The organism is Collinsella sp. TF09-1AT (assembly GCF_003436895.1).
In the GTDB taxonomy this organism is placed as follows: Bacteria; Actinomycetota; Coriobacteriia; order Coriobacteriales; family Coriobacteriaceae; genus Collinsella.
This window is the reverse complement of record NZ_QSRC01000010.1, coordinates 33,548-55,279: the sequence shown is the minus strand read 5'-3', so window position 1 is coordinate 55,279 and position 21,732 is coordinate 33,548. Positions and strand designations below refer to the sequence as shown.

General features: G+C 60.7%; 13 protein-coding genes. 6 read left to right on the top strand and 7 right to left on the bottom strand.

The features are described from left to right. Positions 1–80: 80 nt before the first annotated feature. Entirely contained in the window at positions 81–1,520 is a 1,440-nt protein-coding gene (locus tag DXC90_RS08915; protein ID WP_117735666.1) for a glycoside hydrolase family 1 protein, read from the bottom strand. Positions 1,521–1,690: 170 nt separating this feature from the next. After that, positions 1,691–2,710 carry a helix-turn-helix domain-containing protein gene (locus DXC90_RS09465; protein ID WP_158550260.1) on the bottom strand — a complete coding sequence of 340 codons (1,020 nt, stop codon included), beginning with the start codon at positions 2,708–2,710 and terminating at the stop codon, positions 1,691–1,693. Positions 2,711–2,807: 97 nt separating this feature from the next. Between DXC90_RS09465 and DXC90_RS08900 the strand changes: the two genes are divergently transcribed. Together DXC90_RS08900 and DXC90_RS08895 are read left to right on the top strand one after the other, a co-directional pair. Further along, positions 2,808–5,423, top strand: a complete 2,616-nt coding sequence (locus DXC90_RS08900) for a glycosyl hydrolase (protein WP_158550259.1) — start codon at positions 2,808–2,810, stop codon at positions 5,421–5,423. A gap of 100 nt (positions 5,424–5,523) precedes the next feature. Then, on the top strand, positions 5,524–6,378 hold the full coding sequence (locus tag DXC90_RS08895) for a MurR/RpiR family transcriptional regulator (RefSeq protein ID WP_117735663.1): 855 nt from the start codon (positions 5,524–5,526) through the stop codon (positions 6,376–6,378). A gap of 150 nt (positions 6,379–6,528) precedes the next feature. Here DXC90_RS08895 and DXC90_RS08890 read toward each other — a convergent pair whose 3' ends face one another. Both DXC90_RS08890 and DXC90_RS08885 read right to left on the bottom strand, forming a co-directional pair. Further along, positions 6,529–7,842, bottom strand: coding sequence for a DUF4038 domain-containing protein (locus tag DXC90_RS08890; protein WP_117735662.1), 1,314 nt, complete (start codon positions 7,840–7,842; stop codon positions 6,529–6,531). Positions 7,843–8,067: 225 nt separating this feature from the next. Beyond that, positions 8,068–9,495, bottom strand: a complete 1,428-nt coding sequence (locus tag DXC90_RS08885; RefSeq protein ID WP_117735661.1) for a PTS transporter subunit EIIC — start codon at positions 9,493–9,495, stop codon at positions 8,068–8,070. 483 nt (positions 9,496–9,978) lie between these two features. Here DXC90_RS08885 and DXC90_RS08880 point away from each other — a divergent pair, with 483 nt between their 5' ends. Continuing rightward, a complete protein-coding gene (locus DXC90_RS08880; protein WP_117735660.1) occupies positions 9,979–11,316 on the top strand; it encodes a PHB depolymerase family esterase in 1,338 nt (445 codons plus the stop codon). 264 nt (positions 11,317–11,580) lie between these two features. Beyond that, positions 11,581–13,098 (top strand): nucleoside hydrolase-like domain-containing protein, encoded by a 1,518-nt coding sequence (locus DXC90_RS08875; RefSeq protein WP_117735659.1) that lies wholly within the window; start codon positions 11,581–11,583, stop codon positions 13,096–13,098. Positions 13,099–13,461: 363 nt separating this feature from the next. Here DXC90_RS08875 and pyrE read toward each other — a convergent pair whose 3' ends face one another. Next, positions 13,462–14,142, bottom strand: coding sequence for an orotate phosphoribosyltransferase (gene pyrE, locus DXC90_RS08870; RefSeq protein WP_117735658.1), 681 nt, complete (start codon positions 14,140–14,142; stop codon positions 13,462–13,464). A 438-nt stretch (positions 14,143–14,580) separates the two neighbouring features. On the opposite strand from pyrE, the gene mgtA reads away from it, so the two are divergent. Continuing rightward, positions 14,581–17,349: a magnesium-translocating P-type ATPase gene (gene mgtA, locus DXC90_RS08865; protein ID WP_117735657.1), complete on the top strand. Its 2,769-nt coding sequence runs from the start codon at positions 14,581–14,583 to the stop codon at positions 17,347–17,349. A 99-nt stretch (positions 17,350–17,448) separates the two neighbouring features. Here the strand turns inward: mgtA and DXC90_RS08860 are convergent, their stop codons facing one another. Both DXC90_RS08860 and DXC90_RS08855 read right to left on the bottom strand, forming a co-directional pair. Beyond that, a complete protein-coding gene (locus DXC90_RS08860; protein WP_158550257.1) occupies positions 17,449–18,984 on the bottom strand; it encodes a helix-turn-helix domain-containing protein in 1,536 nt (511 codons plus the stop codon). Between the two features lie 251 nt (positions 18,985–19,235). Continuing rightward, entirely contained in the window at positions 19,236–20,564 is a 1,329-nt protein-coding gene (locus DXC90_RS08855) for an ATP-binding protein (protein WP_117735655.1), read from the bottom strand. 409 nt (positions 20,565–20,973) lie between these two features. On the opposite strand from DXC90_RS08855, the gene DXC90_RS08850 reads away from it, so the two are divergent. Further along, a complete protein-coding gene (locus tag DXC90_RS08850; RefSeq protein ID WP_117735654.1) occupies positions 20,974–21,711 on the top strand; it encodes a DUF4428 domain-containing protein in 738 nt (245 codons plus the stop codon). The last annotated feature ends 21 nt before the right edge of the window (positions 21,712–21,732 follow it).

Here is a 21,732-nt window from a genome sequence, read left to right as displayed (position 1 = left end):
CTATTTGCTCAATGTGTTCGGCTGAGATCGGAAATCAACCCCATCCCGAGGCTTTTCCACGGTGGCACTCATCTTGTCGATTAAGCCAGGCCCTCGGTACCGTTGGACTTGATGATCTTCTGGTAGGCGTAGAAGCTGTCCTTGCGGCGGCGCTCGTAGGTACCGGTGCCGTCGTCGTACTTATCGACGTGGATAAAGCCGTAGCGCTTGCGCATCTCGCCCGTGCCGGCGGAAACCAGGTCGATGGGGCCCCACCAGGTGTAGGCGATCAGGTCGACGCCGTCGGCAATGGCCTCGCCCATGGCCTTGACGTGGCTGCGCAGGTAGTCGATGCGGTACGGGTCGTGGATGGAGCCGTCCTCCTCGACCTCGTCGTAGGCGCCCATGCCGTTCTCGACCACCATCAGCGGAATCTCGTAGCGAGCGTAAATCTCGTTGAGGGCGATGCGCAGGCCCAGCGGATCGATCTGCCAGCCCCAGTCGGTGGACTCCAGATAGGGGTTCTTGCCGCCAAAGGTCATGTTGCCCTCGGTCATCTCGTGGTCCTTGTGGGTGCCCACGGTGCCGGACATGTAGTAGCTAAAGGTGTAGAAATCGACCTTGCCGTCGGCGATATCCTGCAGGTCGCCGTCCTCCATCACGAGCTCAACATCGTTCTCGGCCCAGAAGCGCTTGGCATAGAACGGGTACTTACCGCGCACCTGCACGTCGGAGCAGTACCAGTTCATGGTATTCATCTCCTGCTGCGTGGCGAACACGTCGGCCGGATCGCACGTGGCGGCATAGGAGAGGATGAAGCAGTCCATGTTGCCCATCTTAAACTGCGGATAATGCTCGTGGGCATAGCGCACGACGCGGCCGCTGGCGACAAACTGGTGATGCAGCGCCTGCATACGAGCCTGCGGCGTAGTATGGACCGCCGAAGCCGGACCCTCAAAGCCCTGAATCATGCTGGTCTCAAAGAGGTTGCCCATGTCCTGAGTACCGCAGTTGATCTCGTTGAAGGTGAGCCAAAACTTGACCTTGTCCTGGTAGCGGTCGAAGACGGTCTGGCAGTACTTCTCAAAAAAGCCGATGAGCTCGCGGCTCGCCCAGCCGTTGTACTTCTCGACCAGGTGATAAGGCATCTCGTAGTGCGACAGGGTCACGAGCGGCTCGATATTGTGAGCGCGCAGGCAGTCGAAGACGCGATCGTAGAAGGCGAGGCCGGCCTCGTTGGGCTCGGCGTCGTCGCCGTTGGGAAAGATGCGGCTCCAGGAGATGGACATGCGGAACATGTTGAAGCCCATCTCGGCGAACAGCGCGATGTCCTCCTCGTAGTGATGGTAGAAATCGATGCCGTCATGGTTGGGGTAGAAGCGGTTGGGGTCGATGTCGATCGTAATCTGACGCGGCTCCTTGTAGCTGCCGCCCAAGAAATGGTCGTCGACGGAAGGACCGCGGCCGTCCACGTTCCAAGCGCCCTCAAACTGATTGGCGGCCGTGGCGCCGCCCCAATAGAAACCCTCGGGGAATCCCATAAGTGCCTCCTCGCTCATGCGTGTTGCTGATGAAACGAGTATGCCGCCGAGTCGCTCCAGGCCAGGGCGAAGGCGCCGATTTGGACACTTCTTTTCGCAGACGCGCGCTGCAACAGCGCTGCAGCTGAAACTTTTTGACACCGAAGGAGCGAAGACGATCCGCCCCGCGCTTACCGGCGGTATGCCGCGGGGGTGCAGCCATACTTGTCGTGAAACTTACGGTAGAAGAAGCTCATGTTTTCATAGCCCACCGCATGCGCAGCCGCCCCGGCCGTTGCGCCGCCGCGCAGAAGCTCGGCCGCACGTACCAGGCGTCGCTCCTGCACAAGCTGCCTAAAGGTCTTGCCCACATGCCGCTTGAGGAGCGCCGTCGCATAATTAGGGCTCAAGCCAAACTCCGCCGCCATCCCCTCGAGGGAGCATGCAGCGAATTCGCGATCGATATAGCCGAGCATTCCCGTCACCAGGGCAGTGGGCCCCGCCGCGCCGTCCGCCGCGCCGCGCACCAGCTCGCGCTCGTAGCAGTCCATGAGCTCGGCCAAAAACAGCTGAAACAGACGCAGGACGATCTCGGGACCATTAGGGCTCGGGTCGTACAGCTCACAGAGCGTCTCCTGCATGTAGCGCCGAATCCGACGGCTCTCGCCGCAATGAAAACGGACATGGCCCCGATGGTCCGTCTCGCTGTTGAGCGCGTTGAACAAAAACCGCGAGACCGCGCTCTCGCGCGAGAGGCTCGACTCGAGGCTCCGGCGCAAAAAAGAGCGTGAAACGGTCATGCTCAGCATGATGTCGTCCTCACCAAGCGCCGCCACGGCATGCGGGCAGGCGGCATCGAGCAGCAGCACCTCGTTGCGCTCGAGCACGAGTTCCTCCCCCGCAACCGTCTGCGGACAGCGCCCCCGGTACACATAGCTGATCTCAACGTAGTCGTGCACATGCTCGGGTACCGCGTTAAAGCGCGAGTTTCTCCTAATCATCAGGCCAGCTGGCATTCCGGCCTGAGCATATTCCGCCCCCATCTGTCCGATCTTTCGCACCGACCGTCCATCGACCTCAACGCGCTCGGTCATGATCGACCAGTCAAAGGGAGCCTCGTCCCTATATCGTCTCTCGCTGGCGCTCAGCTCGCTCAGCCGGCGCTCGAGCTCCAAGATCTCCATGTCCCCGCCAATCGTTGATTCGGTCATATTCTGCCGTGATTTGGATATTAGCACGCCGCCGCCCGCACGCCAGAATGGAGTCATGCAACATACGCTGCCCACCATCGGTTTGCAAGGAGGATCCATGACCGCGTACTACCAGCAGGTGCTCAACGGTACCTACGACAACCACGTGCTCCCGTTTTTGTGGATGAAGGGCGAGAGCCAACAGACCATTGCCGAGTATCTGGAGAAGATTGCCGGCGCCGATATCCACGAGGTCTGCCTCGAGAGTCGCCCGCATCCCGATTTTTGCGGTGAGGGCTGGTGGCGTGACCTGCGCTTTGTGATTGACACGTGTAAGCAGCTGGGCCTCAAGATCTGGATCTTGGACGACGCACACTTTCCCACCGGATACGCCAACGGCGCCGTCAAGGAGGCGGCGCCCGAGCTCCGCAAGGTCGTTCTCACCCACCGCACCATCGACGTGGTGGGCCCCACGCCGCAGGCGAGCACCGTGCTCACCAACATGTTCGACAAGACGGAGCGCTTCTATGGCGTTACGTTTATGCAGGCAGGGCGCACCATCGAGGTCGAGCACCGCATAATCGAGGACGAGCACGGCACGCCCTGCCGCTTGGTCTTTGACGCGCCCGCCGGCATCACGCAGGCGTGCGTGATGTTCACGAGCGGCAAGACCTCCTACAACGAGGACTACATCAACATGGTCGACCGTGCCTCGGTGGCGCAGCTCATCGATGCCGTGTACGAGCCGCACTTTGCGCATCTGGGCGATGAGTTTGGCAAGACCATCCTGGGCTTTTTCTCCGATGAACCCGGCTTTGCCAACGAGAAGGGCGTCACCGGCGCCGATGGTATCTCCGACACACTCATCGGTAAGGCCACCGCGCCCCTGCCCTGGTCGGCTGAGCTCGAGCGCCGCCTGCGCGCGGCGCTGGGCGAGCGCTACCTGGACGAGCTCCCGCATCTGTGGGATCGCAAGGACGCCGGCGCGCACGTGCGCCACGTGTACATGGACATTGCGAGCACGCTCTACAAGGAGTGCTTCTGCGACCAGCTCGGCGACTGGTGCCGCGCGCACGGCGTGCAGTATATCGGCCACGTGATCGAAGACAAGGATTGCCACGCGCGCCTGGGTGTGGGCGCCGGCCACTACTTCCGCGCCGTGGGCGGCCAGGACATGGCGGGCGTGGACATCGTGATCAACCAGCTCATCCCCGGCATGGACCAAGGGCCCCACTCCTACGGCCGCGGCGTGTGGGACCTGGAGTTCTACAACTACGCGCTGCCCAAGCTGGGCTCCTCGGCAGCGCATCTCGACCCCAAAAAGCAGGGCCGCTGCATGGCCGAGGTGTTTGGCGCTTTTGGCTGGCACGAGGGCCTGCGCGAGATGAAATGGATCGCCGACCACGTTATGGTGCGCGGCGTCAACTGGTTTGTGCCGCACGCCTTTAGCATGGCCGCCTTCCCCGACTTCGACTGCCCGCCGCACTTCTACGCGCACGGTCAGAACCCCCAGTTTGCGCACCTTGGCAAGCTCATGAGCTACATGAACCGCACCTCGAGCCTGCTTTCGGGTGGACGAGCCGTCACGCCGGTGGCGCTTCTGTACCACGCCGACGCCGAGTGGGCGGGCGAGGCCTCGTTTATGCAGCATTCCGCCGCCGAGCTTGTGCGTGCGCAGATCGATTTCGATATCGTGCCGGCCGAGGCGTTTGAAGATACCGAGCGCTACGTCGTGGAGTTCGCCGCAGACGGCAGCGGCTTTAGCGTGAACGGCCAGGCGTACCGCTGCCTGGTGATGCCCGGCGCCGAATATGCCGGCGGGGCCGTACTCAACTTTGCCGCGCGCGCTGCGGCCGCAGGCGTTGGCGTATATGCCCTGGATAAGCTGCCGAGCAAGCGCTATGACGGCGAAGCTGCCAGCCGCGCGGGCTTTGCCCCTGTGGAGGCCAACGAGCTTGCAGGCGTGCGCGTTGTTGCCACTTCTGAGCTTGCGAGCGTGCTCGCCGCAGCCGGCATGCAGACCGTGGCGTGCACCGATCCGCAGCCGTGGCTGCGCGCGCTTCGCTACGACCGCGCCGACGAGAGCTACCTCATGCTGGTAAACGAGCATCCCAAGCAGGGCATTCACACGCATGTTGAGCTCGCTGACGGCGCGCCCGTGCACGGCGTGCGCCTCGATTTGCTCAACGGCAGCGCACCCGTCGCCTTTGACGGCACGCTTGAGCTCGCGCCCTACGAGAGCTGCATTGTGGTGCTCGGGACCGAGGCGCCCGCTGCCGACGAGCGCGGAGGCTCCGATGCCGAGCGTGAGGTCACGCGCGTTGACGGCCCCTGGAACGTCTCCTTTGCCGCGCCCGGCGCCGATGCCACGCACCTGGTCTTTGGCGAGGCCGTCGAGCTTGGCGACCTGCACGATCTTTCCTGCGCCGAATTCCCCGGCAAGGCAGGCACTTTCCGCTACCAGGCAAGCTTTGCCGTTGCTGAGAACCTCGCCGGCGCCGCGCTCGACCTGGGCGAGGTCTTTGAGACCGCCACGGTCACGCTTGACGGCGCGGATCTGGGCTGCCGTATCTGTCCGCCCTACCGCTTTGAGCTCGGCACCCTTGCCGCCGGCGAGCATGCGCTCACAATCGATGTGATCAACACCCTCGACCACGCCATCACCGACATCTTCGCCCTCACCGAACCCTCCGAGCCCAGTGGCCTGCTCGGCCCCGTCCGCTTGCTCGGGTAACGGTCCTTTACGGGACGCCCGGCTTGCTCTCCCCAGCCAAGCCGGGCGTTTTGTTTACCGCTATGATTGATACATCGCAATACGAACGCATAGGAGTCATATGGACATCAAGCGCAAAATCACGCAGGGCAAGGAGCTCACCCCCACCGAGCAGCAGCTCGGGCAGACGGTTCTTGCCATGGGCGAGGACGTCCGCGGGCTCTCCATTAAGGAATTTGCGCGCCAAGCCAATGTCTCCGTTGCGAGCATCCACCGCTTTTGCAAAAAGCTCGGCCTCGAGGGCTTCAAAGAACTCAAGGTCGAGCTGATGCGCGCAGCCTCGCGCGCAGACTCCGCCCCCGAGGTGGATATCAACTTTCCCTTTGATGCGACCTCCAGCGCCCAGGAGATCTCCGAGCGCATGGCGCGACTGTACGAGACCACGCTTTCCGAAACGCGCGAGATCCTCGACCCGGCACAGCTCGACTACGCCGCCAAGCTCGTCTTACGCGCCGACACCGTGGACATCTACACGGGCTCACATAACCTGTATCCGGCGGGAATGTTCCGCGATCGCCTGCTTTCCGCCGGTAAGAGCTCGACGTGCTACGACAATATCGAGGCCCAAGTGCGCACGGCGCTCGCCTCGGGCCCCGACCATACGGCAATCGTCATCTCCTACAGCGGCCTTGCCCCCAACCTCAAGGAGATCTTGCCGATCCTCTGCAGTCGACATGTCCCGGTCATCGTCATCGGCACGCCATACTGTGCCCGCATTCACCCCGGCTTTGCCGCCTATCTCACCGTGAGCGATATCGAGAGCCTGAGCCACCGCATCACGCAGTTTGCCAGTCACATCGCCGTGCAATACGTGCTCGATTCGCTCTACAGCAGCTACTTTGCCAAAGATTACGCCCGCTGCTCCGAGTTCCTCGAGCAGTCCTTCCCCTTTACCAAGCTGCCCGGGCTCAAATAAAACGAGAGAGGATTTTTGGACACTTAAATGACGGGGGTGGATAATCTCCCACTTTGAGCCTGCGCACAGGCCAAAAACGGGAGATTATCCACCCTCATTCTGTAGTCGTTACTCGAGCCCTTTTGCCGCTGGTCGCGTTGGAACCGCGCGCTACTGAGCGGGCGAGACCACCAGGAGTGCATCGTGCTCGAAGGGATGCTGGGCCACGCGCACGGCATCGTCGACGGACATAACCGGCAGGTTGGCCACGCGTTTATTCTCTAGGTCAAACGCCACAGCATTCCAGGCGGTGGTGCCGCCCTCGAGCTTGAGCTTGACGGCCGTGGTCCTCGGCAGATAGACCACCACGCGTTCGCCCACGCGCGCCACACGGATGGCTTCGCGTGCATCGTCGAGCAGCTCCTGCGCGGGTTCAACAGCTACCGCCCCATCCGCGCTCGTGGCACCCAGGCCGCGCAGCACGTGCTCGATCAGGCCAAAGTCCCACACGCCCGCAAACTGCAGGCACTCTTGCCAGCGGAACGGCATGTCAAAGCCCTCGCCAAGGACGCTGCCACGGCTCTGAGAGGTCTGCCAGTTCCACACGCCGTGCGCACCGTAGGTAATGCCGGCACTGGCACCGGCCAGAATGCTCGACCAAACACTCGCGCGACAATCCTGCGCGGTAAAACGCCAGTACACGTTGCGGCTCGCGCCCATTTGCTCGTAGCAGGGCTCGGAATTGACCATCGGCTTTTTGGGATACTGCGCGCGAAAATCCTCGGGCAGCTTCCAAGCTTCCTCCTGACCGCTATAGTTGTGGCCGGGCTGGAACATGTAGAAGTCCAAGCGATCGGCAAACTGCTCGGGCAGGGCGCGGTTGCCACGGTTGATATGCATGGTGTGCAAGGACTCGGGAGCCAGCTTGGTGACCTCGTCGAGTGCATCCCCGTAATAGGCGATAGCCTCGTCGGTCTTAAAGTCGGTGTCGCCTGTCACCACGTAGACGGGGTCGAACTCGCCCAGGTTCTCGACGACGCGGGCAACGTGGGCGCGAACCTCCTCGCGCGGCATGACCTCGGCACCCAGGCGCTCGGCGATCACGGAGCCCCAGGTACCGGGCACGTAGTTGCACCACATGAGCACGAGCGCCGGGCGAATGCCGTGCTCCACGGCTGCCTGGCACATGCGGCGGGCGCGGTCCCAGTACTCCTGGTTGGGTGCACTCCAATCAAAGTGCACGCCGTCCTCGCTCGCATAGGGCCAAATGCCCAGGTCGGGCAGGCAGCGGTCCCACTGCGGAAGGGTATTGATCTGCAGTACGTTCATACCCTGCTCGGCACGGCGGGTGAGGTAGTAGTCCCAATCGTTCTCGGTGATGCTCGTAAAGGCACTCCAGCACGTATCGGCAAACCAAAAGAATGGTTTGCCGTCGCAGAGGAACCCGTCCTCACGGGTATTGACGGTCAGTTTTCCCAAGCTCATATGGCACCTTTCTCTTGGGGAGACTTGCTAGGAGGGAGGTAAAGAAGTCGCCTGCCGCATTATCACAGTAGGGTCTGCGGCTGCAGTTGCTCAGCTCAAATTGAACGCACGCGAAGCACAGGGCCCTTACGTCTCTCCTAAAAAGTCTACAGGAAGGCCCCGCCGGGCTTATGCCAAGCGGGGCCTGTCGTGTAGGGGGTCTTATTTAGACCAAGGCCGGGGCGACTAGGCCTCCATCTCGGCGAGCTCCTCCTTGGAGAAGCCGGTGACAAAGACGACGGCAGCGGCAATAGCAAAGGAGATTGCCATACCGACGATAGCCCAGACGGTGTTCATCTGGCCACCCTGCAGGTAGTTGGTGAAGACCAGGAAGTTGGAGGCACCGCCTGCGAGGTAATAGGTGACGCCCATGAGGCCCGAGAACACAGCGCCGATGGCACCGCCGATGAACATGCCGAGCATGGTGCGGCGGAAGCGCATGAGGATACCGAAGAGCGCGGGCTCGGTGACGCCGCCGGCGATGGCGGAGATGACGTAGCCCAGGGCAAGACTCTTCTCGTCAGCGTTCTTCATCTTGAGGAAGGCACCGAAGGCGCAGCCCCAGACAGCGGCCATAGCGCAGTTAGTGGAAACGAAGACGAAGGGATCGTAGCCAGCAGCGATGATCTGCACCTGAGCGAGCAGGATAACGGGCATGTGCATACCGCAGACCACGAAGAGCTGCCAGAAGGCGCCGAGGATGGCCATCACGATCAGGATACCGACGCCGCCAAGGTCAGCAAGCCCGAAAAGAATGTTGGCGATGAGGCTGCCGAGCTCGTTGCCGATCGGAGCGAGGACGATAAAAGCGATGGGAATCGTGACGATCATGGTGCAGAACGGCGTGAAGACCGTGGAGAGCACGTCGGGCATGACCTTCTTAAAGAACTTCTCGATGAAGTAGAGGACCGGCACCGAAAGGATGATCGGCAGGACGGACTGCTGATAGTTGGCAGCGGCGATCTGGATGCCGTAGACCGAGATGATTCCGCCGCCCTCCTGGGTGGCGACGCTCACCACGGACGGGGCCATAAGGGCACCGCCGAGAAGCATGCCGAGAACGGGGCTGGCGCCGAGCTTCTTAGCCGCAGCATAACCCAGGTAGATCGGGATAAACGTAAACGTGGCCTCATACAGTGTGGTGTAGAGGAACGTATAAGTCGGGTCCGTGTCCGAAATAACGCCCAGCATGGTGGGGCCAAGGACAGCCGCGATGGTGCGGAACAGACCGCCGGCCATGAGCAGCGGGATCAGCTGGGTCATGGAGCCCGACAGATAGTCGAGGATGATGTTGGGCAGGTTCTTGAGCTCGAACTTCTCCTTGGGAGCATCGAGATTCTCGTCAACGGCGGCACCCTGCTTGACGCCGGAGATGGCGACGAACTCGGTGAGCACCTTGGGCACGTTCTGGCCGATGATGACCTGGAGCTGGCTGCCGGCGAACTGGCAACCCAGAACACCCTTGACCTTCTTGATCTTCTCCACGTCGGCCTTGCTGTTATCCTTGAGCGTCAGACGCAAGCGCGTCATGCAGTTGGTGGCGACGGTAACATTCTCCGCACCGCCCACGAGCTCGAGGACATCGGTGGCAATCTGCTTGTTATCTACTGCCATGGGACCCCTCCTCAATAATTATGCGGCGTACCTAACGCCGCGACTTGCATGGACCCTTACCGCTATAACCCCTTACGGCGGCCCGGGCTTTAACGTTGCGGTAAACAATTTGTTTACTGAACGTTTACGGGCTTTAGTTTACACGGAGTGCCTGATTTGTGGCGATTTTGCCGTCTGGAGTCCGGTGAACGGTAGGAAATCGGGGATAAGCGTATTTAGACGGTAGAAGATCGTCTATTTGACCAGATATTGATATATGGCTATTTATGTGGGCTTTTATTTTGATAAACACCTTTGTAACGAGCTAGATCCTCAACAAAAGTCCTGCTAGTTAATAGTAAACGTCTGTTTAGTAGTTCATTGCGTGTTCAGTTTTACCGTTTACCGAGTTCATCTGCTCATTCTACAATTCTGCATTAAACTAAACATGTTTAGTCTGTATTGCCGCTTTTGTTTAGTACTTGCGGCACAAAGGAGTAGCTCATGGAACTCAAATCGTGTACCTACGCAACCGTCACCACGCTGGGCGATTTTGGCCCCTGGATCAGCAAGGTCGTACTCGACCTGCCCTGTACCGTGCGCGCCAACGACGTGAACGAGCACACGTTCAATATCTACTGTGCCCGCCATGAGCGCACGGGCGAGGTCCTGATGCGCAAGGAGCACGGCACCGATCACGCAGCGCCCTCCGTGGGCTACGTGCCGGTCCTCGCCGCCTACCCCTGCGATGAGAACGGTCAGCCCCTACCCAAGGGCACACACGTAGCGCTCGAGACGCCCGAGGTGCGTCTCACCAAAGAGATCGAGGGTGGCGTGCTGGGTTCGCGCTATATAGAGAACCACCTGCGCGTGACGCAGCTTGTGGCCCTCCCGGGCGAAGACGGCGATGACCCCACCGCGGGCCTCGTCTTCGATCGCAGCCGCGGCGACATCTGCCCCGCGCTCAAGGGCTGGCATAACGCCGTGCAGCAGACGCCCGTCGACGGCTTCGCGCTCGAGTACGGCTATTTTGAGCCGAGCTTTGAGCCCGCTGACTCCGCGCTTTTCAACCCGTTTGCGCCCAAGGACACGCCCGCCGTCGAGAAGGCGCCGCTGATCGTGTACCTGCACGGCGCCGGCGAGGGCAAGGGCGCCACACAGGGCGAGGGCGCAACGCGTGCCTACACCGGCAACCGCGTGACAGCGCTCTCGCAAAAGCAGATCCAGCGCTACTTTGGCGGCTTTGCCTGGGTTCTTGTGCCGCAGTCGCCCACGTTTTGGATGGACAACAGCGTCGAGCAGCTCGGTCGCTCCAACCAGAGCATCTACTCCCCCGTGCTCAAGGCGCTCATCGACGAGTTTGTCGCCGAGCATGCCGACCGCATCGACACCGATCGCATCGTGGTCGCCGGCCTTTCCAACGGCGGCTTTATGACCCTGCGCCTGTGCGCCGACTACCCCGATTTCTTCGCCGCGGGCCTTCCCTGCTGCGCGCCGTGGTACAACGCCACGGACGAGGACGTGGCCGCACTCTCCAAGACGCCGCTGTGGTTTACGCACTCCAAGGGCGACGAGCTCGTGTTCCCGCAGCAGACTGTGCTGCCGCTCACGGCGCGCCTGCGTGATGCCGACGCCAACGTGCACCTCACCTACTTTAGCCATGTCGAGGACCTGACCGGCGTGTACCGCGAGGCCGACGGCTCGCCCAAGAAGACGTTCAATCACGGCGTGTGGATCCACCAGTTCAACGACCTGTGTTATCAAGACTTCGACGGGGGCAACGTACTCATCGACGGCGAGCCGGTGGGCTGCTGGGAGTGGTCGGCCAGGGTTTCGAGATAGCCATCCCATCGGGGGTCCTGACCTTTAGTTTTGTAGACGTCCTCGCGCATGGGCCCGTTCATCCTGCTCCTCCGGAGCATCGGATAAACGGGCCCGCGCTGCGGAATGTTTACAAAACTAAAGGTCAGGACCCCCTAAGTTTACGTTGTTCGAAACGCTGGCCGGGCGCTTCCGGTGGGCCGCCGGGTCGGTGGCGATGGGGGCGTGGGTCCCGTCTTGCCTTGCGCGTAACTGGCTGAAAGATTCTTGGTTGGAGCTGTTCTTATGTCTCATGATTTGACTCGGGTGATTGTTACTACCGATATGGAAGTCGATGATATGAACTCTTTGGTTCATTTGGCTCTGTATCTCAATGTGCTCGATGTGCAGGCTGTGGTGTACACGGCTTCGCAGTATCACTTTCTTGGCGACGGCGTCCATACGCTGGGCGAGGTGAATGCGCATTGGCGCACCAAAGGTGTGCGCTCTTATACCTGGGATGTCGTTCCGCATGAGCCCGATCCCGAGGCCGGCTCGCTCATGGAGTACCGTCCCTTCCCCGAGGGCTGGATCGAAAGCCTTTGGAGCAATGAGTATTCGGACGCTTGGCCCACGCTGAACGCCAACGCGCAGGCCGCCGACGAGCCGTCCTTCCCCACGCCAGCGGAAATGATCGAGCGTACCTATGTGGGCAACGTTGCCTTTGAGGGCGACGTTCGCGAGGAGACGCCTGGTTCGCGCGTCATCGCCCGCGCCATTATGGACGACGACCCGCGCACGCTGTGGCTCCTTTCCTGGGGTGGTATGAACACCATCGTTCGTGCGCTCATGTCCATCGTCGAGCAGTGGCAGAGCACGCCCGAGTGGCCCGCCGTGCAGCAGCGGGTCTATCAGAAGGTGCGCGTGCTGGGCGTGGCCGATGGCGTGGGGCAGGACAACTCATGGCTCGACCATGGACGCGAGCTCTTTCCCGACCTCATCTTTTGGCGTGTTCCCTATATGTATGGCGGCTATGTCGACGCCAAGATCGCTCAGCCCGATACACTGCCGCTGTTTAAGGCTCCTTGGCCTGAGCAAAATCTCACGCAGGGCAACGGCCCCCTCATGGCGCGCTATATGCTCTATGGCGATGGCAAGGTTTACGAAAACGAGCCCGAGCGCTTTCAGTTTGGCAAGCATGCCCGTCTGGATTGGGGCCTGGAAGGCATGCCCGCGATGCAGTTTGAGCGCGGCGACTTTATGGCCGAAGGCGACAGTATGACCTATATTCCGCTGCTGCCGTTTGGCCTGCGCGGCATCGACGACCGCGACTTCGACACGCTGCTCGGCCGCATGTTTCTTGATGGACATCCCGATGCAGACGCGAACGCGCCCGCCGGCCTTGCCGACATCAGCACACCCGCAGACGACAATCCCAATCCCTATCTGCGTGCCTATCAGGAGGACTTTGCCGCCCGCGCGCAATGGTGCGCCCACGATCCGGCGGCCTGCTCGCATCCGGCACACGTTGTCGAGGTCACGGCCGACCGCAGCGCCGCAACCGGCGAGCGCGTCGCCCTGGCGGCGACCATCGTCGACCCCGACGGCCGGGGCTTCGACGCACATTGGGATGTCGCCGTGGACCCGTCGAGCTATGCAGGTTCCCAAAATCTGTCGCTGTGGCAGGAATGCACGGTGGACGCCGTTTTCGTCGTACCCGCCGACGCACGACCCGGCGACCGCTTCGTGCTCACCCTCACCATGCAGACGCACGCCGAGCGCCCCTGCACCCGCTACGCCCAGGTCGCCATCACCGTCGCGTAGCAACCGGCGGTCCACATTCGACAAGGAGTGTCCCCAGGTGCCGGCACAAAAGGAACGTCCCCAAGTGCCAAAATGACGAGAGTGGATAATCTCCCACTTTGAGCCCGCAAACAGACCAAAAACGGGCGATTATCCACTCTCACTCTGCGGGCACTCATTTAAGTACGTTCCCAATGAGTACCCCCACGGCAACGGCACCGCCGATGTTTTGGCAACGACAGCGAAAACCCGCCAGAGCGAGCAAGGTGCCTTGAAACGAGGCGGCATTGACCTTCTGGTCATGCCGCCGAAGTTGAAAGGCAGATTGCCGCTCTGGCGGGTTTGCAGCGTCAAGTGGTTACGCGGGTTGGTAAACCCGCGTAACTAACGAACTCCGTACTGCTCGTAGTAGGCGTCGATGGCGGCCTTGAGCTCGTCGTCGATGACGACCTTGCCGTCGATCTCGTGGTTGTAGAGGGTCTCGACGACCTCGTCCATAGAGACGATGCTCGCGACGGGGAAACCGTACTTGGCCTCGATCTCCTTCTGAGCGGTGGTCACGCCACCCTTGCCGACCTCCATGCGGTTGAGCGAGACGATAAGGCCCTTGATCTCGACATCGGCCGCAGCCATGACCTTGGGATAGGTCTCGTCGATGGACTTGCCGCTGGTAGTAACGTCCTCGACCATCACCACGCGGTCGCCGTCCTGGGGCTCATAACCCAGCAGGTTGCCCTTATCGGCACCGTGGTCCTTGGCCTCCTTGCGGTCGCAGCAGTACTTGACCTCCTTGCCGTACAGCTCGTGGTAGGCAATGGCGGTCACGACGGCCAGCGGAATACCCTTGTAGGCCGGTCCAAACAGCACATCAAAGTCGTCGCCAAAATTATCGTGGATGGCCTGGGCGTAATACTCGCCCAGCTTCTTGAGCTGATAGCCCGTCACGTAAGCGCCGGCGTTCATAAAGAACGGGGACTGACGGCCACTCTTGAGCGTAAAGCTGCCAAACTTAAGAACGTCGGACTCGACCATGAACTTGATGAACTCTTGCTTGTAAGCCTCCATGCGGGCTCCTCTCGTAATCGCGTACGTGCCTTCCAGTTTAGCGCAGGCGAAGCGTCGATGCGGGCGCGCTTTGAGGCCACGGCATTCTGTAAAGGCTTTGTCAGGGGCAACGGTTTTCCGAACAATGGGGGTTGACATGTCAAACCCCCTCATCAAGAATACGGGCGGATTAAAACGGGTACGAGATACCCAAAGCGCGCTGCGCCCGTCCATAAGGAGGTGTGCCATGGAAGGCAGTCATAGTCGAAAAACCTGCATGTCGCCCTCGGCACGCCGCGAGGATTCCGTATTCGCATAAGCGCCACGAACCGATCGTCAAAACCGCCACAAAGGTGCCTGTCCCCTTTGTGGTGGTTCGCGAGTATGACGTGAGCGACATCTAGGTTTTTTAAAGCAAATTCGACACGTACGCTAACTCCCTTCAACAAGGAGGACCCTATGCTGATGCTCAAAACCGCTACGGTACTCGAAGCTATCTCCAAGCGCCGCCGCACGGCGCGCCCTGCCGCCCACGCCGGCCTGTCCAAGAACACCATATTCGCCGCCACCCATTGTGCTGAGGACACTCTCGTACTGCTTGACGCCACGGCAAACGGCCTCACCGCCGAGCACGCCGCCGAGCGCCTGAGCGCCGTCGGCCCCAACACCATCGAAGCGCCGACCAAGACGCTCGCCCGCCGCATCGCCGACGCGTTCGTCGATCCCTTCGCTGGCATCCTCGCCGCCCTCGCACTGGTCTCGCTCTACATCGACGTGCTCGCCGTGCCCGAGCTGCAGCGTGACCCCTCCACGGTCATCGTCATCGGCATCATGTTGCTGGTATCGGGCGGTATGAAGTTTATCCAAGAAGCCCGCAGCGGCAATGCGGCCGAGGCCCTCAAGGACCTGGTCTCCAACACCTGCTGTGCCCTGCGCGACGGTGAGCGCGTCGAGATCCCCTTCGACGAGCTCGTCCCCGGTGATGTGATCCGCCTCTCTGCCGGAGATATGGTGCCGGCCGATGCCCGCGTCATCACCGCGCGCGACCTATTTGTGATCGAGTCCGCGCTCACCGGCGAGAGCGAGGCCGTCGAGAAGACCGCTGCCATCACCGTCGTCGAGGGCGCCGACGGCTCTGCGCTGCCACTCTCTGCCTGCAAGAACATCGTCTTTACCGGCACCTCCGTGCAAAACGGCACCGCCATGGCGCTTGTCGTTGCCACCGGCTCGGACACTTACCTGGGCGGCATCGCCAAGATGCTCAACGGGCGCGTCGAGAAGAGCGCGTTTGACCGCGGCGTCTCGAGCGTCTCCATGCTGCTCGTACGCCTCATGCTCGTTATGGCGCCGGCCGTCTTTGCCATCAACGCCGCCACCAAGGGCAACGTCATCGACGCGCTGCTGTTCGCCACGAGCGTGGCCGTGGGCATCACGCCGCAGATGCTTCCCGTCATCGTGACCACGAGCCTGTCGCAGGGCGCCAAGGACCTCGCCCGTCGTCAGGTTATCGTCAAGGAACTGCCGGCGATCCAAAACCTCGGCGCGATGGACGTCCTGTGCTGCGACAAGACCGGCACCCTCACCGAAGACCGCATCGTGCTCGAGCGCTACCTCAACACCGACGGCAACGAGGACGCACGCGTGCTGCGCCATGCGTTTTTGAACAGCTTCTTCCAGACTGGCCTCAAGAACCTTATCGACCTGGCCGTCATCGACCGCGCCGACGTGACGCCCTCGACCGTCGCGCCCGATTCCATGCTGGGCCAGAGCCTGCGTGACCGCTATGCCAAGGTCGACGAGGTGCCCTTCGATTTCTCGCGCCGTCGCCTGAGCGTAGTTGTAGCCGACGCCCAAGGCAAAACCCAGATGGTTACCAAGGGAGCTGCCGAGGAGATGCTCGAGATCTGCTCCTTTGTCGAGGTCGATGGCATCGCTCAGCCGCTCACCGACGAGAAGCTCGCCCAGATTCGCAAGCAGGTCGCTGGGCTTAACGCCGAGGGCCTGCGCGTGATTGCTGTGGCGCAGAAGACCGATCCGCGCTGCGTGGGCGAGTTTGGCATCGCCGACGAGTGCGACATGGTGCTGATGGGCTTTTTGGCCTTCCTCGATCCGCCCAAAGCAAGTGCCGCGGGCGCCGTCGCCACCCTCGAGGCCAAGGGCGTCGCCGTTAAGGTCCTGACCGGCGACAATGACCGTGTCGCCGCCACCGTCTGCGAGCAGATCGGCATCGACGCGAGCAACGTCTTGCTGGGCTCCGAGATCGATGCGCTCGACGACGCCGAGCTTGCCGAGCGCGCCGAGAACACCCACCTCTTCGCCAAGCTCTCGCCGCTGCAGAAGGCGCGCCTGGTGCGCGTCATGCGCGAGTTGCTCGGCCACACCGTGGGCTTTATGGGCGACGGCATCAACGACGCCGCCGCGATGCGTGCGAGCGACTGCGGCATCTCGGTCGACTCCGCCGTCGATATCGCCAAGGAATCCGCCGATATCATCTTGCTCCAAAAGGACCTGGGCGTGCTCGAGCGCGGCATCATCGAAGGCCGCCGCACCTACGGCAACCTGCTCAAGTACCTCAAGACCACGGTGAGCTCCAACTTTGGCAACGTGCTGTCCGTAACCGCTGCGAGCCTGTTCTTGCCGTTTTTGCCCATGAGCGCTCTGCAGCTGGTGCTGCTGTCGCTGGTCTACGAGATCGTGTGCATCGCACTGCCGTGGGACACCGTCGACAACGCCTGGACTGCCCGCCCGCGCGCTTGGGACGCTGCGTCCATCAAGGGCTTTATGCTCGAGCTGGGCCCCGTGAGCTCGCTGTTTGACATCGTGACCTTCGCCGCGCTCTTCTTTGTGGTGTGCCCCGCCGCCGTGGGCGCAAGCTGGTCCGAGCTTGCCGCCGCGGGCGACGTCGCGGGTATGGCGACCTTTGCGGCGCTCTTCCAGAGTGGCTGGTTTGTCGAGTCCATGTGGTCGCAGACGCTCGTGATCCACATGCTGCGCTCCCCGCGCCTGCCGAGCCCGCGCGACCACGCCGCGCCCGCGCTGTGCGTTCTCACCGTGCTGGGCCTGGCGCTCGTCACTTGGCTGCCGGCAAGCCCCATCGCCGATGCACTGGGGCTCATGCCGCTGCCAACGAGCTTCTTCGCGCTGCTCATCGGCATCGTCGGCTCCTACATCGCGCTCACCCAGCTGGCCAAGCGCCGCTACATCGCCCGCCACGGCGAGCTGCTGTAGCGTTGCCGGCACCATCGTCAAGAATGTCTGGGCCGTCGCGACCCACCCCTGCTGGCCGCAGCGGCCCAAAACAGCTAAAAAAGCCCCGTCCCAAATTAGCTAGTCTTGAGGCGTCCAGGACCAGAAGAAGTTAATGAGGGCCACGCGCGAGGCGGCACCGGTCTTTTTGTTGATTGAGGCGATATGACGGTAGAGCGTAGAGCGCGAAAGGAAGAGCGTTGCAGCGATATCCTGAACGCTCTCGTGCGATGCGACCAAGGCCTCCAAAATATCGCGCTCGCGCTCTGTAAGCTCAAAGGCGGCGACAAAGGCATGGAGACGTTCGTCGAGCGTGAGCTCCGGCACCTCCGCGGAAGCGGGCTCGCTCTGAGCAGACGCGCGATCCGCGCCAAGATCATCGGCAGCAAACGCCAGCTCGCCGGGCACCGCAGCGTCATCTGCCCGATGCCCAAACTGTCCCAGCAGCGAAATCGCAATGCCCACAAACAGTACGAGCACCGCACCCACCGCCAGCAGCACGTTCTGGCTCGAGATAATCGCCACCGCCGGCGCCGTCACGAGCATCGCGCAAATGTTGCTGATGACACGACCCATGCACGGCCACAGATACGACCAGTGCGCATAAACCGAAATGGCAGCAAATTTCGTCGTAAAAAACACCACGAAGAAGCCCGAACCCAGATAGAAAATCGCCATGGCCGCAAGCACATTGCCGCCATTGCCGTCGACGAGCAAGACAAAGAACGAAAGCGTGGACAACATGGCAGTGCAAGTCATGGTGATGTTCATATACGAACGACCGTGCAGGTCAAACAAGGCGCCGGCAGCTAGAGCGCTCGCCGCCATCAACAGGCGCGGCCAATCGCCCAAATCGATGGCCCCGGCGGCATGCGAGGTCGTGAGCCCTGCATTGAGGGCGGCAAACACACCGGTAAGGCAGGCGGTTGCGACCGTCAGACGCACCACGGCGCGCCGAAAAGCCGCCGTTGATTCAGAATCGTCTTGCCACTTGGCGCCAAATTCCGACGCATCCACCGAAAGCTCGGCGATATCGGACTCGCGCCCAACCTCAGGCTCACCGTGTAGCTTGGCGCGACGGACGTTGTGGAGCAGTACCACCTGCGCAACCGCACAGGCAACAAGAACAAACTGCTGCGGAATCCCCGCAGGCATCACCATATGGTTGAGCACCTGCAGCAAAACGCCCAAAGCATACGAAAGTGCCAACACGCGCGCCAAATACGGCGTCCGTGCAAAGCGTCGCGCAAAGTTGGCATGGGCGGTCGATCCGCAGTAGCCCAGTGTGCAGAACGTCAGCAACCCGCCGGCAATGAGCATCTCAAATTGAGCCGCCATCATCAACAGCAGCAACGCCGATGCCAGCAACACGCCCGCGATGTCGCTTGTCGTATCGATCGCACGGGGACGGCGGTAGTACAGAAGGGGACGCACAAGAAAGCCGATTGCGCTCGCGCCGACGATGAAGCTCTCGTAGACAACGACCTCGCTCGGCGGCACAAACTCGGCAACGCGCACGTCAAAAAGATACTCGCCAGCCAAATACGTAAAATAGAACAGCGCTAGGCATATAATCTCCCGAATGCCCCGACGTAAGTATGCGGCTGTGTCTCCCATGCCTCTCATGAATCCCCCCCCCCGCCGCTCAACTGTTTGGATTTCAATTTTAATAAAGAATCAGTCCCGATAACGAAGCCAAGCTCGAAATGCCGCGAATTTGACCCCAGTAGTCCACGGCGTGCAGCGTTTTTGAGCCGTCTGTCCCAGAAGGAGCACGACGTGGACTGCTTGCTCGGCAAAGAGTGTCCCCGTCGACTAGTCGTTTAAGAACGTCCCCAATGACTACCCTAGAGCTCTCAACCCTTCATCTATGGCATTTCTTTTAGCAGGCCCGCCATATATAGGGGCAAATACAATATCGCCTTTCCATCCACCACGTTGTCCCGGTGAAGCACGACCGCCCGAGCCAATCCATAGTTTTCAACGCTCATCAGGCGATCGAGGGCAACGTGCTTTGTGCTGTACCTACCCGATTTGACCTCGATAGGCAAAACGACGGGACTCCGCTTATCCTCGATAATAAAATCGACTTCTCCAACCTTGGCCGCGTTAAAGTAGAACAACGAAGAGTAGCCGCATGCGCGCAGCTCCTGGGCGACCGCATTCTCAAAAGCCTGCCCAAAGTTGATCGATTCCCGCTGCGCAACAATGGCCTCGACATCAGCGGGAGAAAAAGTAGAGAACAGCAGCCCCACATCGCTCAGGTAGAACTTGAAAAAACTGTCTTCCCGCGAGAGACCCAAGGGGAACATGGGCTCGCTCACCCTCTTAACCGGGATCGCAACGCCCGCATTAACAAGCCAGTCAAAATCAGGCTGCAAATCCAAAAATCGTTTCCGCTTGTCTATCCCGGTAACGAGAAAGCGCTTGTTCTCTTTATTGAGCTGCGCGGGCATGGCATCGTAGATCGTCCTGATCCGTTGAGCATGCGCGGGGGCTTCGGCGTACCGTGCGATATCTGCGCGATATGCTTCGAGAATGCCCTGCTGACGAGCGCGCATCGCCTGTGTATCATGAGTTGAGACGAACAGCTGAACGGCCTCAGGCATGCCACCCACAAGGACATACCGATAATACGTCTCGATCAACCGTTCATGAATAAACGGAGGCACTTGTTCCCGTTTGCGATAACAGGCACGAACGACATCCCATAATGATTCGTCGACTCCCAGAGCCCAGGAGAATTCCTCGAAATCCATGGGAAACATCTCGAGGATATCGATAGTACCTACCGGCAACGACCGAAAATGGAACGCCTCAATCCCGAGCATGGAGCCGGAGTAAATGACATCGAAACGATCGTCTTGCGCAAGATAACGCATCCAGGTGATGGCGTCTCCGCAACGCTGCACCTCATCAAAAAACAGAAGCGTCTTTGTATCCGAAGCGATGGGCGATGAAGCCAGTGCGGTGATTCTCACAATGAGGTCATCGAGGCTCCTTGCCTCCCCTATGAGCTCGACCGCGTCGGGTCTCTCCACGAAGTCGATTTTCAGGAAGCTTCTATAGTTGTCACGGGCGAACTGCTCGACAGCGCTTGTTTTGCCAACTTGTCGAGCACCGGTAATAAGCAGTCCCTGCCCGGTTTTAGTCTGTTTCCAGCTTTCAATTTTCTCGATTATTTTACGCTTGAGCATAACTTGCCTCCCTTTTCCTATTTTAACTGGGATAACTGCAAAATTCCAATTGAGTATTTATATATTTCAACATAATCTCAATTGGAATTGACCTCTATTGAACATTTTTAGAAAGCGTTGATCGAATTTCCGACAGCGGGTGGGGCCATAACCAACCTGTCTCTCGAGAAGAGCCCCCCCCCCACAAGGAGTGTCCCCAGGTGCCGGCAGAAAGGAACGTCCCCAAGTGCCACCCTTTGGCAAAGAGTGTCCCCGGCGACTAGTCGTTTAAGAACGTCCCCGATGACTGCCCAAAATGGGCCATGTGTCCCAGTTGTGGAGACTTCTTGAGCCGCTTGGGTATCGTGAAAGGCTGCGCACTCACCCATCATCAAAAGTGACACACGCTACCAGTTGATGGGAGGCAGCCATGGGCTTCTTTGACAAGATGTTCGAGAAGAAAGAGTGCGCGATTTGCGGTACCGAGCTGGGTCTTTTGGGAAAGACCAAGATCAACGAAGGCTACCTGTGCAAAGAGTGCGCCGGCAAGCTCTCCCCCTTCTTTAGCGGCTGGCGCTCCAGCACCGCAGACGACATCCGCGAGCAGCTCGCCTACCGCGAGGCCAACGCCGAACGCCTGGCGTCGTTCAACCCCACGCGCACGCTTTCTGCCGGACGCACCAACATCATGCTCGACGAGGACGCGGGCAAGCTGATCATTACCTCGCAGAGCCGCTGGCGCGACGCCAACCCCGACATCATCGAGTTTTCGCAGGTACTCGGCTGCGACATGGACATCGACGAGCATCGGACCGAGGTCTATCGCGAGACCAAGGACGGCGAGCGCAAGAGCTATGATCCGCCGCGCTACGACTTGGATTACGACTTTAACCTGACCATCCACGTCAACACGCCGTACTTTACCGAGATCGGCCTGCGCGTGAACGACTCCACCATCGAGCAGCGCGGATCCGTTGAGTACCGCGAGGCCAAGCGCCAGGCAACCGAAGTCCGCGACGCGCTGGTGCAGCTGCGCCAGGAGACGCGCGATAGCGTCGCGGCCGCCAAGGCTCCCAAGACTGCAGTCACCTGTCCCTTCTGTGGTGCAACCACGATTCCCGATGCCAGTGGGCGCTGCGAATACTGCGGCGGCGCCATCGGCGCATAGTCCCCGGCGCAGAAAGGACCG

Excerpts from the sequence above, each read along its gene's own strand:
- DXC90_RS08915 (WP_117735666.1), bottom strand. The coding sequence starts at position 1,520 with ATGGGATTCCCCGAGGGTTTCTATTGGGGCGGCGCCACGGCCGCCAAT.
- DXC90_RS09465 (WP_158550260.1), bottom strand. The coding sequence starts at position 2,710 with ATGACCGAATCAACGATTGGCGGGGACATGGAGATCTTGGAGCTCGAG.
- DXC90_RS08900 (WP_158550259.1), top strand. The coding sequence starts at position 2,808 with ATGACCGCGTACTACCAGCAGGTGCTCAACGGTACCTACGACAACCAC.
- DXC90_RS08895 (WP_117735663.1), top strand. The coding sequence starts at position 5,524 with ATGGACATCAAGCGCAAAATCACGCAGGGCAAGGAGCTCACCCCCACC.
- DXC90_RS08890 (WP_117735662.1), bottom strand. The coding sequence starts at position 7,842 with ATGAGCTTGGGAAAACTGACCGTCAATACCCGTGAGGACGGGTTCCTC.
- DXC90_RS08885 (WP_117735661.1), bottom strand. The coding sequence starts at position 9,495 with ATGGCAGTAGATAACAAGCAGATTGCCACCGATGTCCTCGAGCTCGTG.
- DXC90_RS08880 (WP_117735660.1), top strand. The coding sequence starts at position 9,979 with ATGGAACTCAAATCGTGTACCTACGCAACCGTCACCACGCTGGGCGAT.
- DXC90_RS08875 (WP_117735659.1), top strand. The coding sequence starts at position 11,581 with ATGTCTCATGATTTGACTCGGGTGATTGTTACTACCGATATGGAAGTC.
- pyrE (WP_117735658.1), bottom strand. The coding sequence starts at position 14,142 with ATGGAGGCTTACAAGCAAGAGTTCATCAAGTTCATGGTCGAGTCCGAC.
- mgtA (WP_117735657.1), top strand. The coding sequence starts at position 14,581 with ATGCTGATGCTCAAAACCGCTACGGTACTCGAAGCTATCTCCAAGCGC.
- DXC90_RS08860 (WP_158550257.1), bottom strand. The coding sequence starts at position 18,984 with ATGGGAGACACAGCCGCATACTTACGTCGGGGCATTCGGGAGATTATA.
- DXC90_RS08855 (WP_117735655.1), bottom strand. The coding sequence starts at position 20,564 with ATGCTCAAGCGTAAAATAATCGAGAAAATTGAAAGCTGGAAACAGACT.
- DXC90_RS08850 (WP_117735654.1), top strand. The coding sequence starts at position 20,974 with ATGGGCTTCTTTGACAAGATGTTCGAGAAGAAAGAGTGCGCGATTTGC.